13 protein-coding genes are annotated in these 16192 nt (G+C 57.9%); 2 read left to right on the top strand and 11 right to left on the bottom strand.

The window, feature by feature from the left end; all coding sequences use genetic code 11:
* Window positions 1–140 precede the first annotated feature (140 nt).
* On the top strand, window positions 141–1331 hold the full coding sequence (aspC, locus tag ACQUTD_RS07950) for an aspartate transaminase (protein ID WP_318364421.1): 1191 nt from the start codon (window positions 141–143) through the stop codon (window positions 1329–1331).
* 43 nt (window positions 1332–1374) lie between these two features.
* Here aspC and ACQUTD_RS07945 read toward each other — a convergent pair whose 3' ends face one another.
* The 7 genes from ACQUTD_RS07945 to cmoM all read right to left on the bottom strand — a co-directional run bounded on the left by ACQUTD_RS07945 (window position 1375) and on the right by cmoM (window position 12050).
* Window positions 1375–2022 (bottom strand): MBL fold metallo-hydrolase, encoded by a 648-nt coding sequence (locus tag ACQUTD_RS07945; protein ID WP_318364422.1) that lies wholly within the window; start codon window positions 2020–2022, stop codon window positions 1375–1377.
* 27 nt (window positions 2023–2049) lie between these two features.
* A complete protein-coding gene (gene mepK, locus ACQUTD_RS07940; RefSeq protein WP_072568044.1) occupies window positions 2050–2598 on the bottom strand; it encodes a peptidoglycan L,D-endopeptidase MepK in 549 nt (182 codons plus the stop codon).
* Between the two features lie 181 nt (window positions 2599–2779).
* Complete coding sequence (gene ldtD, locus ACQUTD_RS07935; RefSeq protein ID WP_473274970.1) at window positions 2780–4636, bottom strand: L,D-transpeptidase; 1857 nt, start codon at window positions 4634–4636, stop codon at window positions 2780–2782.
* A gap of 169 nt (window positions 4637–4805) precedes the next feature.
* Window positions 4806–9260: a chromosome partition protein MukB gene (mukB, locus tag ACQUTD_RS07930; RefSeq protein WP_473274971.1), complete on the bottom strand. Its 4455-nt coding sequence runs from the start codon at window positions 9258–9260 to the stop codon at window positions 4806–4808.
* Window positions 9260–9964 (bottom strand): chromosome partition protein MukE, encoded by a 705-nt coding sequence (gene mukE / locus ACQUTD_RS07925; protein WP_072568041.1) that lies wholly within the window; start codon window positions 9962–9964, stop codon window positions 9260–9262. Before mukE ends, mukB begins: the two co-directional genes overlap by 1 nt.
* The gene (gene mukF, locus ACQUTD_RS07920; RefSeq protein ID WP_072568040.1) at window positions 9945–11267 is read right to left on the bottom strand and encodes a chromosome partition protein MukF; all 1323 of its coding nucleotides are present in this window, start codon (window positions 11265–11267) and stop codon (window positions 9945–9947) included. Before mukF ends, mukE begins: the two co-directional genes overlap by 20 nt.
* A 3-nt stretch (window positions 11268–11270) precedes the next feature.
* On the bottom strand, window positions 11271–12050 hold the full coding sequence (gene cmoM, locus ACQUTD_RS07915; RefSeq protein ID WP_318376035.1) for a tRNA uridine 5-oxyacetic acid(34) methyltransferase CmoM: 780 nt from the start codon (window positions 12048–12050) through the stop codon (window positions 11271–11273).
* Window positions 12051–12165: 115 nt separating this feature from the next.
* Here cmoM and elyC point away from each other — a divergent pair, with 115 nt between their 5' ends.
* A complete protein-coding gene (gene elyC, locus ACQUTD_RS07910) occupies window positions 12166–12945 on the top strand; it encodes an envelope biogenesis factor ElyC (RefSeq protein ID WP_473275000.1) in 780 nt (259 codons plus the stop codon).
* On the opposite strand, the gene ACQUTD_RS07905 is transcribed toward elyC, so the two are convergent.
* The 4 genes from ACQUTD_RS07905 to ACQUTD_RS07890 form a co-directional block, all read right to left on the bottom strand.
* A complete protein-coding gene (locus ACQUTD_RS07905) occupies window positions 12910–13815 on the bottom strand; it encodes a phosphotransferase (protein ID WP_473274973.1) in 906 nt (301 codons plus the stop codon). The two genes, elyC and ACQUTD_RS07905, sit on opposite strands and share 36 nt — an antisense overlap.
* A gap of 146 nt (window positions 13816–13961) precedes the next feature.
* Window positions 13962–14714, bottom strand: coding sequence for a 3-deoxy-manno-octulosonate cytidylyltransferase (kdsB, locus tag ACQUTD_RS07900; RefSeq protein ID WP_473274975.1), 753 nt, complete (start codon window positions 14712–14714; stop codon window positions 13962–13964).
* Complete coding sequence (ycaR, locus tag ACQUTD_RS07895; RefSeq protein WP_072568036.1) at window positions 14711–14893, bottom strand: protein YcaR; 183 nt, start codon at window positions 14891–14893, stop codon at window positions 14711–14713. The genes kdsB and ycaR overlap by 4 nt, the downstream gene beginning before the upstream one ends.
* A 54-nt stretch (window positions 14894–14947) precedes the next feature.
* Window positions 14948–16177, bottom strand: a complete 1230-nt coding sequence (locus ACQUTD_RS07890) for a DNA glycosylase AlkZ-like family protein (RefSeq protein WP_473274976.1) — start codon at window positions 16175–16177, stop codon at window positions 14948–14950.
* Window positions 16178–16192 lie beyond the last annotated feature (15 nt).

The following is a 16192-nucleotide window of genomic DNA, read 5'->3' as shown; positions in this document are numbered from 1 at the left end:
TGTTTTTTTATGCTTAAAATCCTGTTATTCCCTTCACCCCCACTTCCTTTTTCTTTTTGTCGCAAACGGTTGGCATTTGCTCCATCAGCCGTTAACCTGATAGCGGCTTTCCCTTTTTGACACCACAATGGAACCTCGTCATGTTTGAGAAAATCACCGCTGCCCCTGCCGACCCAATCCTGGGCCTGGCCGATCTGTTTCGTGCCGATACTCGCCCCACTAAAATTAATCTGGGCATCGGCGTCTATAAAGATGAAACCGGCAAGACCCCGGTGCTGACCAGCGTGAAAAAAGCTGAGCAGTATCTGCTGGAAAATGAAACGACTAAAAATTACCTCGGCATTGACGGTATTCCGGAGTTTGGCCGTTGCACGCAGGAGCTGCTGTTTGGCAAAGGCAATGCCCTCATCAACGACAAACGCGCCCGCACGGCACAAACCCCCGGCGGTACAGGCGCGCTTCGCGTGGCGGCGGATTTTCTGGCGAAAAATACGGACGTAAAACGCGTCTGGGTAAGCAACCCAAGCTGGCCGAACCATAAGAGCGTGTTTAACTCCGCCGGTCTGGAAGTGCGTGAATATGCGTACTATGACGCTGCCAACCACACCCTGGACTTCGACGGCCTGCTGGCCAGCCTGAACGAAGCCCAGGCCGGTGACGTGGTGCTGTTCCATGGCTGCTGCCATAACCCAACGGGTATCGATCCGACGCTGGATCAGTGGCAACAGCTGGCTGAGCTGTCCGCGCAAAAAGGCTGGCTGCCGCTGTTCGACTTCGCTTATCAGGGCTTCGCCCGTGGGCTGGAAGAAGATGCTGAAGGTCTGCGCGCCTTTGCAGCACTGCATCAGGAACTGATCGTTGCCAGCTCCTACTCCAAAAACTTCGGCCTGTACAATGAGCGCGTGGGGGCCTGTACGCTGGTGTGTGCGGATGCAGAAACCGTGGATCGTGCGTTCAGCCAGATGAAGTCGGTGATCCGCGCCAACTACTCTAACCCACCGGCACACGGTGCCTCGGTGGTGGCGACTATTCTCAGCAATGACGCGCTGCGCGCCATCTGGGAGCAGGAGCTGACGGATATGCGTCAGCGTATCCAGCGTATGCGTCTGCTGTTTGTGAATACCTTACAGGAGAAAGGCGCGCAGGAGGACTTCAGCTTCATCATCAAACAGAACGGCATGTTCTCCTTCAGCGGCCTGACCAAAGAGCAGGTGCTGCGTCTGCGTGAGGAATTCGGCGTGTATGCAGTGGCATCAGGCCGTGTCAACGTGGCGGGTATGACGCCGGACAATATGGCGCCGCTGTGCGAAGCCATCGTCGCCGTGCTGTAAGTTTCTGAGCATTAAAAAAGGTCGCCACGGCGACCTTTTTTTATTACCAGACCGGCATTTCATCCTGTAAGAAAGGATTGTGCAGGCGCTCTTCGCCGAGCGTCGACAGCGGGCCATGCCCCGGCAGGAAGGTCACGTCGTCACCTAACGGCAACAGCTTACGCTTGATCGAATCGATAAGCGTCGCATGGTCGCCGCGCGGGAAATCACTGCGCCCCACGCCGCCTTTAAAAATCACATCGCCGGAAATTAACAGACGGGCGCGTTCATCAAAGAACACGATGTGTCCCGGCGTATGTCCAGGGCAGTGCAGTACCTGAAGCGTGATATTGCCCAGGCTGACGCTTTCCCCTTCATTCAGCCAGCGATCCGGCGTCAGAGGCTGACACTCTTCCAGGCCAAACATCCGGCTCTGGGCGGGCAGGCCCGTTAGCCAGAACTCATCTTCTTTTTCCGGGCCGATCACCGGCACAGCATAATGTTGCGCCAGTTCTGCGGCGGCGCCGACATGATCAAGATGACCGTGGGTCAATAAAATCTGCGTCAGCGTCATGCCGCTGGCGTCCACAACCTGTTTGATTTTATCTGCGTCGCCACCGGGATCAACCACGGCTGCCTGCCGTGTTTCTTCGCACCAGATTAAAGAACAGTTCTGGGCGAAAGCGGTAACCGGAATAATACGATAGTTCATACTGCTCCTGTCTATTGAAGGCTTAGATTACCAGTGCCGGACTGGCCCGGTATCAATATGCACAAAGTTGCTGCTGGGGTAATATCCTACACCACCTGCGCGCAGAGATAACGCCGCTTTGCGAATATTGCTTAATGCAATGCCTTCAACATGGAAATCCATCGCCTGTCCTTTGGTGTGATAGCTTTTCTTCGCCACACCGCTGCTGTGGGCACGCAGCTCATTATTGGTATCCAGCGAGCGATAGCCAGAAATAAGCTGCACCGGTTTACGGGTGCCCAGCAGTCCCTGCAAACGATAAAGCTGATCGAACAGTTTTGGGTCGATGGATTTCACTTTATTCGCGCGATAATCGCGGAAAAAATGGTTAAGTTTTGCTAATTCATCCTGAATATAGCCCCGGCCATCAAAGAACTCCGCCTTAATTGATTCGCCGGTATGCAGGTTATTCAGCGTCAATATACGTGGGCGTGGGGTGGAAAGGGTTGCAAATGCAGGCGTCGGTAAGATGGCAGCACTCAGTGCAACGCCACCTAACGCCAGCAATTTGCGGCGATTAGCGTCAAATTTATCCATGATAATCAGATCTACAGGTCAAGAGTTGCGTAATTTATGCACTTCTGGCGCACGAGAGGCACCTTACCGGGCAACAAAGTCTGCGTCAAGCCAGGTCAATAGCCCGAATAAACGGGCATTTCTGCCCGTTTGCGCGTAAGTGCCGGAAATTACGACTCCAGATTTTTCTGAACTGCTTCATTTACCTGATTAATTGTTCCGCTTTTGGCAGGATTTGTGCGCTTGATCGCGCGGTGAGATCATAATTGTAAATATCTGTACGATACTGCGTACGGCCATCAGCGTCGACAAAGGCGGTGAGGTAGTAAAGGTTCACCGGAATGCTCTGACGAATATTCACATAGCGCGTGTCGCCCTGGCGCAGGGCATCGGAGATGCGCGTATCGTTCCAGCCCGCATCCTGCAACAGCATGTTAGCCAGCTCTGAGGCCTTATTGACCCTGACGCACCCGGAGCTCAGCGCACGGGCGTTTTTCTGGAACAAGTTATGGTTCGGCGTGTCGTGCAGATAGATGGCGTCTGAGCTGGGCATATTGAATTTATAGCGGCCCAGCGAGTTGTGCGCGCCCGGCGCCTGCTGGAAACGGAATGGCAGATTGGACGGCGTGATCGTGCCCCAGTCCACCTGCCATGGATCGATGGTCTCTTTACTGTTCCAGCCGCGCAGCACGACATAATTGTGGCGCTCCAGATACCCCGGATCGTTCCACACCTTCGGCAGAATATCATTACGCGCCAGCGTCGGCGGCACGTTCCACGGCGGGTTAACCACCACGTTATTCAGTGCGCTGCTCATCATCGGCGTTTTACGATCCGGACGGCCCACAATGACCCGCGACGACAGCACCTGGTTGCCCTGCTGATAGTACACCAGCGAATAGGCCGGAATATTCACCATAATGCCGGTGGAGAGCTTCTCCGGCAGCAGCCGCAGTCGCTGAATATTAAGCGCCAGCACACCCGCCCGCTGCGCAGGGGAGATATTCAGCGCGTCGCGGGTTGATGGCCCTATCACGCCGTCTGCTCCAAGCCCCTGAGAAGCCTGAAAGCGCTTCACCCCTTCCACCAGATCTTTACTGTAGGCACTGCGTACCGCAGCCACCCGCTTCTTTTTCTTATCCGCTACCGGCGTCGGCTGGGCTGCGTTTTCGTCCACATTTGCCGCCGACGGACTGACCACCGCCCCGCTGTCGCTGCTGTCGCCCGGCAGCGCAATCTTCGGACCGTCATCAAGCATACCGGAGCGGCTGAGAATTTCGCGCAGCGCCGGCACGTCATTACTCCACTGACCCGGGTTGAGCTTGCCCGCGGAGGTCAGTTGCGGCCAGGGCTGGGAATCCGCCACCAGCGCCAGCAACGCGCTGTGCATGGCGGCGTACTGTTCGTGTTGCGGCGCAAGCTGCGCAATGAATGAGGGCAGTTCGCCTTTATCCAGCGCCAGCTGCCACTGATTAATGACTGACAACGGCGGGGTCGCCAGCGCATAAGGTTTAGCGCTGTACAACCAGCTGTTGCCCTTAACCGGGATGGCGGCAATAAACTGCAGATAGCCCATCATCGCGTCAGACAGCACCAGATCGCGCGCCATTCCGCTCACGCCTGGATCGGTGAGTAATTCCACCCAGGCGGTAAATTGCGGCTGGAAACCGGCGATCGCCACTTCCGCCAGCTGCTGCTGGAAGGCTTTCACCGCCTCGCGATTCTCCCACATCGGCTTCTGCTCGCGCGCCGCGTACAGCGCCGCCAGCTGATTCATATAGACCGGTTTATAGCCCGCCGGTAATGCCGCCTCAAGCGCGCTGCGCGTACTGGCGACCGCGTCGTCCGGCAGCGTCACCAGGCCTGCCATCACCGCCGTGGCGCGTGACTGTTCCAGCGGCTGTAACAGCGCCGTTGGCTGTTGGCCGGTAGTTGCCGAGCTGTCGGTGGGGATCGCCTCCGGCTCATCGGCCATGGCGTTAAACAGCGGAGCAAATGCGAATGCCAGGCACAAACCCAGTGCGGACATCCGACGACCCTTCATTTTATTCAGCAACATTCCTTGCCCCCTGTTTTTATAAATTGTTGCGACGAGGTTAACGCGTCACGCTTATATTGAGTATATAAAGCTAAAAATACATTTGCCCGGCCTAATGTAAAGAAGTTTAAAGAAAACCTGGCGTTCAGAAAAGAAAAGGGTGGCAAAAGCCACCCTCTGTTTTGAAAAATCAGGATGCGCTGGCATCCGCCGTTCCGGGTAAGGGCTCCGGCAACTGCGGCGCAAAGCCGCGCAGCCCCACCACGTGTACGTGCTCCTGGTTGTTGAAGACCTTACGCACCAGTTTGTAGGTGGTGCCTTTTTCAGGACTGATATTTTCCGGCGCCGCGATGATCAGCTGCATCTCCAGGCGTTCACAAAGTTCAAACAGCGTGGCAATGGAACGGGCATCCAGACGGGCCGCTTCATCAAGGAACAGCAGACGGCATGGCGAGATATCTTTTCCGCGCAGGCGGCGGGCTTCGTCTTCCCAGCTTTGTACCACCATCACCAGAATGGACATACCGGTACCGATCGCCTCCCCGGTGGAGAGCGCCCCGGATTCCGCACGCAGCCAGCCGTCGGAGCCACGGTTCACTTCCACTTCCATCTCCAGATAGTTGCGGTAGTCCAGCAACTCTTCACCGATGGTCTGCGGCGTGCGCTGGCCCATGTCGATCTGCGGATTCAGGCGCTGATACAGCTTCGCCAGCGCTTCCGAGAAAGTCAGGCGATTGCTGTTGAACAGATCCTGATGCTGCTCATGCTGCTCCGAGAGGACGTCCAGCAGCGTGGCGTGGGTTTCCCGCACGTTGACATTAAGCCGCACGCTGTTTACCTGGCCGAAGGAGACGCTTTGCAGGCCCTGGTTCAGCTGACGAATACGGTTCTGCTCGCGCTGAATGGTTTTACGGATGATATTCGCCGCGCTGCGGGAGCTGATAGCCAGCTTCTGCTCGCGGGAGGTCAGCTCTTCCGTCAGACGGCTCAGTTCGATTTCCATCTGTTCGATGGCCTCGACCGGATCGTCGGTGCGGATAATATCCTGACGGATACGCTCGCGCAGATGCTGATACACCGCCACGAAGAACTGAATTTTACGCTCCGGACGTTTGGGATCTTCCGACAGGCGCAGCACGTCACGCAGGTGTTCGTTGTCGGCCACCGCCAGACGCAGCGCGCCCAGCGCTTTATCCGACATGGAACGCAGCTCATCGGCGCTGAGATATGCCAGCTCGCGGCGGTGCAGACGGCGTTCAACGCCATTGTCTTTCACCATGCGCATTACCGCGCACCAGCCCGCTTTCGACATCACGACCTGCTCGCGCATCTCATGATAATCGCGCTCAAGGCGTTTGAGGCTGCGCGTCAGGGTATCCATTTCTGCCTGACACAGGGTCAGGGCTTTTTCCAGCTGGTTGCGGCGTGAGCGGTTGCCGGAGAGACGGGCATGCAGTTCGTCGCGACGAATGCGCGCGCGCTCCTCGGCACCGCTGTCGGCGCGCACGCCGATATCCTGCAACTCTTTAAGCAGATCGTTGAGCAGCTCTTTTTTGGTGTCGTAAGAGCTTTTCAGCGATGCCTGCACCTGACTGTACTGGCTCAGCTGCGCGGCGTGGCTGCGCATCGCTTCACGGGCGCGGGTGCGTTCGGCTTCGGCCTGCTCCAGACGTTTACGCAGCTTCTCGTTCAGATCGCTGTTGCCATCGAGCATCTGCGCTGAATCGCTGTAGCTGAAGTGCGCGCGGCGCTGTACCACCTCGATCAGCGCAAACGCCTGCTGACGCGCATCGCGCTGTACCTGCTGGGAGTACGCGTAATCTTCTTTCAGCTGTTCGTACTGTTCCGGATCGCTTTGCAGCACCGATACCATTGGCTCCAGCTTCGCCAGCTGATTGCCGAACTGCTGAATAAAGCGCGCCGCTTCTTCGGCCTCGTCGAGGCGTTCGCGGATCTCGTCCACGCGGTCGGCAAGGGTGTCATCTTCCAGCAGACTGATGCGCGGCAGCAGGCGGTTAAGGGCGGCGACGCCCTCTTTCGCCTGCTCAAACTGCATGCGGCTTTGCTGGTTGTCATTTTCATGCGCGCTGATGGCGCGTTCCAGTTCGCCACGGCGACTGGTCAGCTGGCGGATCTCGGCTTCGGGATCGTTTTCGAACGCCACGCCGATATGACCGCCGATAAAGCGGCTGAACGCCTGATGCAGACGCTGGGTTTTCTGCACGTCAAAGGACAGGGTCGCGAAACGTTCAGAGAGGGTTTCGCGCTCGGCATGCAGGCTTTCGATACGGTTTTCACGCGCCGCGCGGCCAAACAGCGGCAGCGACGGGAACCGGGAGTAACGCCACTGGCGGTCGGCGACTTTCACAATCACCGCTTTTTCCAGTTCATCCACGCCGAACACGCTGTCGTCAAAGGACTGCGGATCCCCTTCGATCAGATAGAGATCTTCCGGACAATCGTCCAGCCCCTCTAACTGCTCGGTGATCAGCGACAGATCCGGCACCACGATCGCGTGGCGCGACGGGCCGTAAAGCGCGGAATAATAGGGCGCGTCTTCAAGGCTGACATCGTCATAGATTTCCGACAGCAGCACGCCGCCGAAACGCTCCGCCAGCGCGTTAAGACGCGGATCTTCGGAGCCGCCCGGCTGACTTAAGCGCTCGATTTCGTCGTCAACCGCCTGTTTGCGCGCGCCGATTTCATCGCGCTCGACGATGGCTTCGCGCTCGCGCTCCAGCAGCTGTTGCAGGTATTCCGTGACTTCCTGGCTGCTTTCGAACTCCTCGCCCGTCTGCTCACACAGTTGCGCCAGGCTGTTCTGCGCCGCCAGCCAGATTGGGGCGCGCTTCATCAGTACCTGAATACGCGACTGAAGCTGTTCCAGCTCCTGACGCAGCGCCATACGCTGTTCACCGGCATTCGCCACCGTTTCAGACAGCGAGGCAATTTGCGCTTCCAGCTGCTGATGCAGGGCTTCGAGGCCGTCGGCATCGATATTTTTGCCGTGGCGTTTGCAGAATTCCGCCAGCAGACGCTCGGCGTCCTGCTGTTCGCGCAGACGTTGCTCCAGCTCGTTCAGACGCATACGCAGCGGCTGCACCTGCTCCGCCAGATGGCGCTGGTTCACGCCGTCGCGCAGTAATTCGCGCGCCACGCTCCAGGCCTCGTTACGGGACAGCGGGCCGTTGATCGCCGCCATCAGCTGGTAAGCCTGTTCAAACTGGCTGTGCGCGGTTTGCGCGACGCTCATTTTTTGATCGAGGGACAGCAGTTTTTCGGTGGCTTCCTGCTCTTTGGCCTGGAAAGTTTCCAGCCATTCGTCGGCGCTTTCGGCGGTCAGATCCGGCAGATGGCAAAGCTCGCGGGCGCGCTGCAGGGCCTGTAGCGCCTGGTTGTACTGAATGGCGCGCGTTTGCTGCACGTCCAGCGCCTGCTGATAGTTCGCCAGCTGGCTTTTCAGTTCATCCACTTCCAGCTCAGCGGCTTCGGCGCGGGCTTCGTTTTCTTCCTGCTGATCGGCGGCTTCCGCCACCACTTCGTTCTGTTCTTCGAGGCGGATTTGCAGCTCTTCAAGATCCGCTTCGTAGCGTTCGATCTTTTCCTGCTGACGCAGCGCGGTTTGCACCAGGTTCAGGTGATCGCTGGCGGCCTGATATTCGGCTTCCAGATCGCCTTCGGCCCCGGTGTGCTCCTGCAGCTCGCGCGCCATATCCACGTGCTTGTACTGCTCCGCCGACAGCTGCTGGCGGGAAGTAAAGAGTTCGCGACGGTAGGCCAGCGCCTGATCGAGATGCACGCGGCGCTCGTTGGCGTGGCGCATATAGTCCGACGCCACATAGTTGGTGGCTTCCGAGATCAGGTGTTTAAACAGATCCCTGTCCGACTGGGTGACGCGGATCGCTTCCAGCGTCATGCGGTTTTCACGCAGCGCGGCTTCCATATCCTGGAACGCTTTACGCACGCCGCCGTTTTCCGGCAGCAGGTAGTCGCGCAGTGAACGGGTAATGGCGCTGGAGATCCCGCCATACAGCGAGGCCTCGATCAGACGGTAGAATTTGCTACGGTCGGAGGCTGAGCGCAGACGACGGGCGACAATGCCCAGATCGAACATCAGCGAATGATAGTCGGTAATGGAGTTGAACTGCTTAAACTGTACCCCTTCGAGGGTGTCGAGCTTATCTTTCAGCTCGGCCAGCGACAGCACGCGCGCCTGGCGCTCGTTCAACGTTTCGGTCAGCAGCTGCGTCGGCAGAATATCGGCAGGCAGCCCCTGAATGGCGAACGGCTTGATATCCACTTTGCGATCGCGTCCGGCGACCTGTTGCAGGCGCACGCCCACCACCACGCGCTGGTGGCGCGAGTTAATGACGTCGAGTACCGAATAACAGACGCCCGCTTTCAGTTTGCCGTGCAGACCTTTATCGCGCGAGCCGCTGGTGGCCCCCGCTTCGGTGGTGTTACGGAAGTGCAGCAGCGTCAGATCCGGGATCAGCGCCGTGACGAACGCCGCCATGGTGGTGGACTTACCGGCACCGTTGCCGCCTGACAGCGTGGTGACCAGTTCATCGAGGTCAAAGGTGCGGGCAAAAAAGCCGTTCCAGTTAATCAGCGTGAGTGAGCGAAATTTTCCGCGGTCGATCATTATTCTTCCTCCCCACCGTCCGGCAGAGTTTCTTCCTGCTCGTCATTGAGCTGCAGGTTATTTTCAATCTGCATGGCTTCGCCATCACGAATTAAGCGACGCTGCGCTTCACGCGGATCGTCGCCGCTGCGCACGTCCGCGCCGAAGCGGAATACCGATTCGTTAATGCGGAATTTGCTGTTGTCGTTGCCCATAAACCAGATCATGCCGAGACGGCGCAGACGATTTAACGAGGAGCGCACTTTTTCCTGCAGTTTCTGGCGGTCAAGGTCAGAGCCGGTAGAACGGTTGTTCACCAGTTTTAAGAGCTTCATTTCATCCGCCAGCGACAGCAGCTCATCATAAAGCTCCTGCTGGCTGAAAATGCCTTCGTTCGCCAGACGCTCCGGGCTGAGATAGAGGTAGCAGAGAATTTTGCCGACCATCATGTCCAGCTCTGACAGCACCGAGCGGGGAATAAGCGTGGTGGAGCGCGGGCGCAGATAGAAGAAACCTTCCGGCGCGCGGATCAGCTCCACGTTATAACGCGCGTAAAACTCTTCCAGATACTCCTGGAAATCCATCAAAAAGGCGTGATTATCCAGCTCATCCAGCCCGATGTGACGACCGGCGCGCAGTGCGCTGTCCAGCGCCGGAAACAACGGATTCGCCAACGCCTGCGCCAGTTTCACTGGCATCACTTGTTCAATATTTGTCAATGACATGCGCCTGTACCCTGGCTCCGTAATCGTTAATCGGCTGCCATTCTGGTGGCAGTCCGGTGAAATCGCCCTGCGCTACGCCGAGGCGCACCGCCTGATCAACCACAATCCGCGCCACGTCGAAGTGACGCGCGCGCGGGTATTGCGACAGATATTCGCGCACCACGAGGCCCAGATCGAGCGGCACTTGTCTGGTTTTGTACACCGCCAGCTGTGCTTCGATCATCGCGGCGAGCTGCTCGCGGATTTCATTAAATTCTTCAAACTCCAGATCCGGCGGCAGTTCGCCGGTGACTTCTTCATCGCGCAGCGTCATCTCTTCGTCGCGCATATCCAGCAGTCGGTCTGCGCTGGCGTAGGTCAGCGCCCAGGGGGCATCGAAATAGGTTTGTACCGACTGGCGCAGACGCTGGGCAAAGACGCGGTTTTTATCCATGTCGATAGCGGTACGGATAAATTTGTGTACGTGGCGGTCATAGCCGATCCACAGGTCAATGGCCTGCTGGCCCCAGCTGATGATGCGGTCGAGCTTGCTTTGCAGATCGAAGACCAGACGGTCAACAAACTCCAGATCGTTGCGTCCGACGGTGGCATCCTGGATCTGCAATAGATTGGCCTGCAGCTTATCCCCCGCCGCCTCCAGCGTATCCTGCAGTTCGCGCAGTGTACCTGAGGTTTCTGACAGCAGAAGTTCACAGCTGGAGATGGCCGCGCGCCAGTCTTTGTTCAGTAACTGGGCGATGTCGTCTTTCACCAGCTGCTGCTGCTCGTCCATCACGCGCTGGGTCAGATCGATGCTGTCGAAAATCTCCGCCACCGAGTATTTCAGCGGCGCGAAAACGTTACGGTGCCAGTGGAACTCGTCCCCGCCTGCATCGGCGGCATCGGCGGCCCGTTTCAGCTCTGCCGCCACGATGGACAGCTGCATGGAAAGGCGCAGCGTCGAGAATTCGCGCTGGCGAATATAGTAATCGGTAATGCCCATGCCCAGCGGCGTCAGGCGGTAAATGGCATTGCCTTCGGCCTGTTCGCTGGTAAAGCGGTTCAGCAGACGTTGACGCACCATGTCGTTGATGGCGTTGTTCGCGCGCACATTGATGGTTTCGCTGGTTTGCTCAAACGCATCACTGACGTGGCGGAACGCGTCTACCAGTTCCCCTTCGCTCATCTCTCCGTCGAGGCGTTCGCCATTCAGCGTGGCGACGGCCAGCAGAAATGAAAGCCTGTCCACCGGCAGCGAAATGGAAAAATCATTTTTCCTCGCCCAGGCGACCAGTTCGGGGACTGTCTGAGAAAATTCACTCATCGTTTATCCTTGCACCTGCGGCTTTAGCGCGGTCACGTGTATATAGCGGCCAAGATTGATATAAGGCTCCTGACGGCAATAGCGTGTTTCTAATTCGACTAGCGCTGGAAAACAGTCGCGTTGCATCTGTTTTACACGCAGATAATCATGGAACACCCGCACGCCCGTTTTGCCGGTGATCTGCCAGCCAATCTGTTCCAGCCAGCGATACACCTCGGCGGGATCGCGCGGATAATCGGGCGACAACGTGCGCTTTTTCTTCTTCGGCATCCCGAGCTGTACGTAATCAAAATTCCCGACCACCATGTTGTGCATCAGCAGGCCATGGACGTTAAAGAACATCAGGGACAACGCCCCGCCTTCGCGCAATACCGACCATAAGGTCTGGAGCGCGGCGACCGGTTCCGCCACCCATTCCAGCACAGCGTGAAACAATATCAGATCAACCGGGCTTTCCAAATGCTGGCTGATGTCCTGCACCGCGCATTGTACAAAATGCATGTTGCCGCTCACACCCTGCGCGTCGGCGGCCGCTTTTGCGCGGACGATCATCTCAGCCGACACATCGCACAGCGTCACGTGATGACCGCGCTGCGCCATTTTAATTGCCGTTTGTCCTTCACCGCCGCCAGCATCGAGAATGCGCAGCGGCTGCGTGCCAAAGGTCGCCAGCAGACCGTCAAGATCCTGCCATAAGATCGCCTGACGCAACTGGCCCTTGGTCGTGCCATAGATGTTGCGGGAGAACTTTTCCGCGATGTCGTCGAAATTGCGATCCTTCATGGCTGTGCGATCCTGGCAAAACCGCTATTTTGTCACAGCCGCGCCCAGAAGGAACCTATCTGGTGTAATATCGCCGGAATTCACCTGCTGTATGGTTAAAAAGGAGACGGATGCGGTGTTTTTTACGCTCAAAAAATATATAGGCGGTTTCATTCTCCCCCTGCCGCTGCTGCTTTTGCTGATGGCGCTCGGGATCGCTCTGCTGTGGTTTTCCCGTTACCAGCGCACGGGCAAAACCCTCGTCAGCGTCAGCTGGCTGGTGCTGTTACTGCTGAGCCTGCAACCTGTCGCCGATGGCCTGTTAAAACCGATCGAAGATAAATACCCCACCTGGCGCGGTACGCAGCAGGTGAGTTATATCGTGGTGCTGGGGGGCGGTTATACCTGGAACCCTGACTGGGCGCCCAGCTCGAATTTAATCAACAACAGTCTGCCGCGCCTTAATGAAGCGGTGCGGCTGTGGCGCATGAACCCCGGCGCGAAGATGATTTTCACCGGCGCGGCGGCGCCAGGCAATCCGGTGACCACCGCTGAAGCGGGCGCGCGGGTGGCGGAAACCCTCGGTATTCCGCGCAGCGACATTATTACGCTGGGGACGCCGAAAGATACGGAAGAAGAAGCAGCGGCGGTAAAAGCGGCGATTGGCGATGCGCCTTTCCTGCTGGTGACGTCGGCGTCCCATCTGCCGCGGGCGATGATTTTTTTCCAGCAGGCCGGGTTACATCCGCTGCCTGCACCGGCGAATCAGCTGGCGATCGCCTCGCCGCTTAATACCTGGGAACGTATTATTCCCTCCCCGGTCTGGCTGATGCACAGCGACCGGGTGGGCTATGAAACCCTGGGACGCATCTGGCAGTGGTTAAAAGGCACTTCCGGCGAGCCAGGGAAGGAGTGATTTGGAGGCCAGCTCAAAGCGGCTGCGGTTAAACTGCCCGGTATTGACCAGCCGGGCCACTTCATCCCACAGCGTATACAACCAGCGCCGCCAGATAAAGGACTCCGCAACGGGCGCGCGCTGGAGGTACTGCCACAACAGGCTTTCGGCGTAGTCGCTTTCGCACAGCCGGAAGAGTTCATACTCCCTGGGCGCCCAGAGCATCGGGCCGGGCGTAACCGCCGCGAGCAGCTGATCGCTGCGCGCATCTTTCAGCATACTGCGCAGCGTGAAATTGCCGTGCACCAGCACACAGTTGTCATTAAAGCCGTCAAAGAGCGCGGGCAGACATTCACGCGTACGAAACAAAATGCGTTTGTTCTGCATGGTAAGACCGGTATTTTTGAACTGACCGAGGGTGGTCCACAGCACTTCGACGCGCTGGCGATACCAGGACGGCCAGATGTTTTCCTGGGTGCTGTCCACCACGCCCACGCAGCCGTGGCTGTCGTGTCTGTGCCAGCTCAGCAGGCCTTCGACAATCTGATCTTTCAGCTGTTGCCAGCGCTCCGGCGAACGGGCCGGGGCTTCCACCGATACCCCGCGCAGCCGCTCAATCAGTAAGACGTCGGGGCCGGGGTGCTCTTCATGGGTCATGACACCGTACACCACCGGTAAACGTACCGTGCCGCTGCGCGCCAGCATCGACATTTTCCACGCCAGCTGACGGGCAACCCCGGGCGTGGTAAAGCTTCTTGCCAGTAATGGCAGCGGATTACCGTTGCTGTCGTACAGTGACCACAGTGCGGTATCCGCTTTTTCGCTTACGCATTCCAGGCGGCTTAGCCTTTCGCCCAGCAGATGACTCAATTCAGCGCGCAATCGTTCCATATCCGTTTACCCCTATAAAAACTACTGTTTTCATAATGAGCGTCTATCACGATCTTGTCACCCGCATGAGATCAAAAGAGCAGGAGATAGTCCAAAGATAAGGCTGTACCGCGTTTTAGCTTATCTCTGGACGAAGTACGGAGGGATTAGCTGCGGGCCATTTCGACGCGAACACGCTCCAGATCTTCCGGCGTGTCCACACCCGTACCTGGCACCGTCTGTGCGACGGCCACGTGAATTTTCTCGCCGTACCAGAGCACACGCAGCTGCTCCAGCATTTCGATCTGCTCAAGCTGGCTTGGCTGCCAGGTGACATAGCGGCGGATAAAGCCAGCGCGATAGCCATAAATCCCGATATGGCGCAGGAAGGTATCACCGATAGCGTCACGGCTTTGCGCAAAACGATCGCGATCCCAGGGAATGGTGGCGCGGGAGAAATAGAGCGCATAGCCCTGCGCATCGGTTACCACTTTTACCGCGTTCGGATTGAAGGCTTCTTCTGCGCTGTGGATCGGCACCGCCAGGGTTGCCATGCCGACGTCGCGCTGCGCCAGATTTTCCGCCACCTGACGCACAATCGCCGGGGGGATCATCGGCTCATCGCCCTGAATATTGACGATGATGGTGTCATCGCTAAGACCGCATTTTTCCACCACTTCCGCCAGACGTTCGGTACCGGACTGATGCTCGACGCGGGTCATGCACACTTCGCCACCCACCGCTTCCACCGCACGGGCCACCTCTTCATGATCCGTGGCGACAATAATACGTTCCGCGCCAGACTCACGGGCGCGCTCCAGCACATGCACCACCATCGGCTTGCCGTTGATGTCCACCAGCGGTTTGCCCGGCAGACGGGTTGAGGCATAGCGCGCCGGAATAATGACGACGAAACTCATGGACGGTTCTCTTCAGCAGTCAGCGCGCGGGCTTCGTTTTCCAGCAACACCGGAATGCCTTCACGCACCGGGAATGCCAGGTTGTCGATTTTGCAGACCAGCTCCTGTTTCTCCTGGCTGTAATAGAGTTTGCCGGTGCAAACCGGGCAGGCGATGATTTCAAGCAGACGGTGATCCATGGTTCCTCCAGATGGAACGGATAAGGTTTCGCAAAAGTTTACCATATACATTTTTCAGGCCGGGTCAATTTCCCAGCCGGTGGTGCAGTCAGTAAATAGATCCGGCGGACAACGCGTTATGCTCACGCGGGTCGCCCCCTGCCAGGCGGCAAATTCGGTAATGGCCCCGCGAAGACCCTTTTCCAGCGTGCGGCCAGGTCTCATATCCGCCTCCAGATAGAGCGCAATGATTTCCAGCACGCCCGTTTTACGGTGCATTTTGGCATCCATACGCCCGACCAGCTGGCCCACGTGCAGCAGTGGCAGTACAAAGTAGCCATACTGCCGTTTGGGCGCTGGGGTATAACATTCCAGACGATAGCTGAAGTTAAACAGCTGTTCGGCGCGCTTGCGATCCCAGACCACAGGATCAAAGGGCGACAGCACGGCGCTCCGGGTGGCTGTCAGTTTGCCCGCTGCGGCCAGCGCCAGCTCTTCCGCCAGCGAGGCGTGCACCCATGCCGGGCCAAGCTCCTCAACGGTGACCGGAATAATTTTTTGTTCTTCCTGCCAGCGAGCGAGTAAGGCTGGCAGCGCAGGCTGACGCAGACGGTAGTAATCCGCCAGCCATTGAGGACGAAACAGCCCAAGGCTGCGGGCGCTGTTTTCCAGCATAATGGCTTCGGCACGGGACTGGCTGAGCAGATCGCGTTCGTCATCCCACTCCGGCATCACGCGGCTGGTCAGATCGTAGACGCGCTGAAAGTTTCGCCGTTCAACCACCATCACCTTGCCGGCAGTGTACAGCCCTTCCAGATGCTTTTTATGCGGTTTCCAGTCCCACCAACCGCTGGTACCGGTGCGAGGATGGGTAAAGTCCGCAGAGCGTACCGGGCCGTTTTCATGGATTTGCAGCAACAGCTGTTCGATCTCCGGCGCATGCTCCTCCATCCAGGCGGCACGGTATTTCCAGCCCATATTTTGCGGGTTAAGCATGCGATGGCGCACCAGCGCAAAATCGCTGCGCGGCAGGAAACAGGCCTCATGGGCCCAGTATTCCATGAGATCACCGGCGCGTAAGGCGTCATCCAGCCAGTGTTGCGGGTAAGCGCCGAGACGGCTGAACAGCACCAGATAAGGGCTGCGCGCCACGATATTAATGGTGTCGATTTGCAGCAGGGACATGCGGCGGATCGCGGCGAGAATATCGGCGGGACGGGCACGGCGACGCGTTTTTTTCAGCAGCCCCTGTGCGGCGAGATGCAGACAGCGGGCGGCGGACAGCGAAAGATGCGCAACGGACATAGGGATCCCTGTGAT

The sequence above is a fragment of the Enterobacter sp. K510 genome, assembly GCF_055804875.1.
This window is presented reverse-complemented; position numbering and strand designations above follow the sequence as displayed.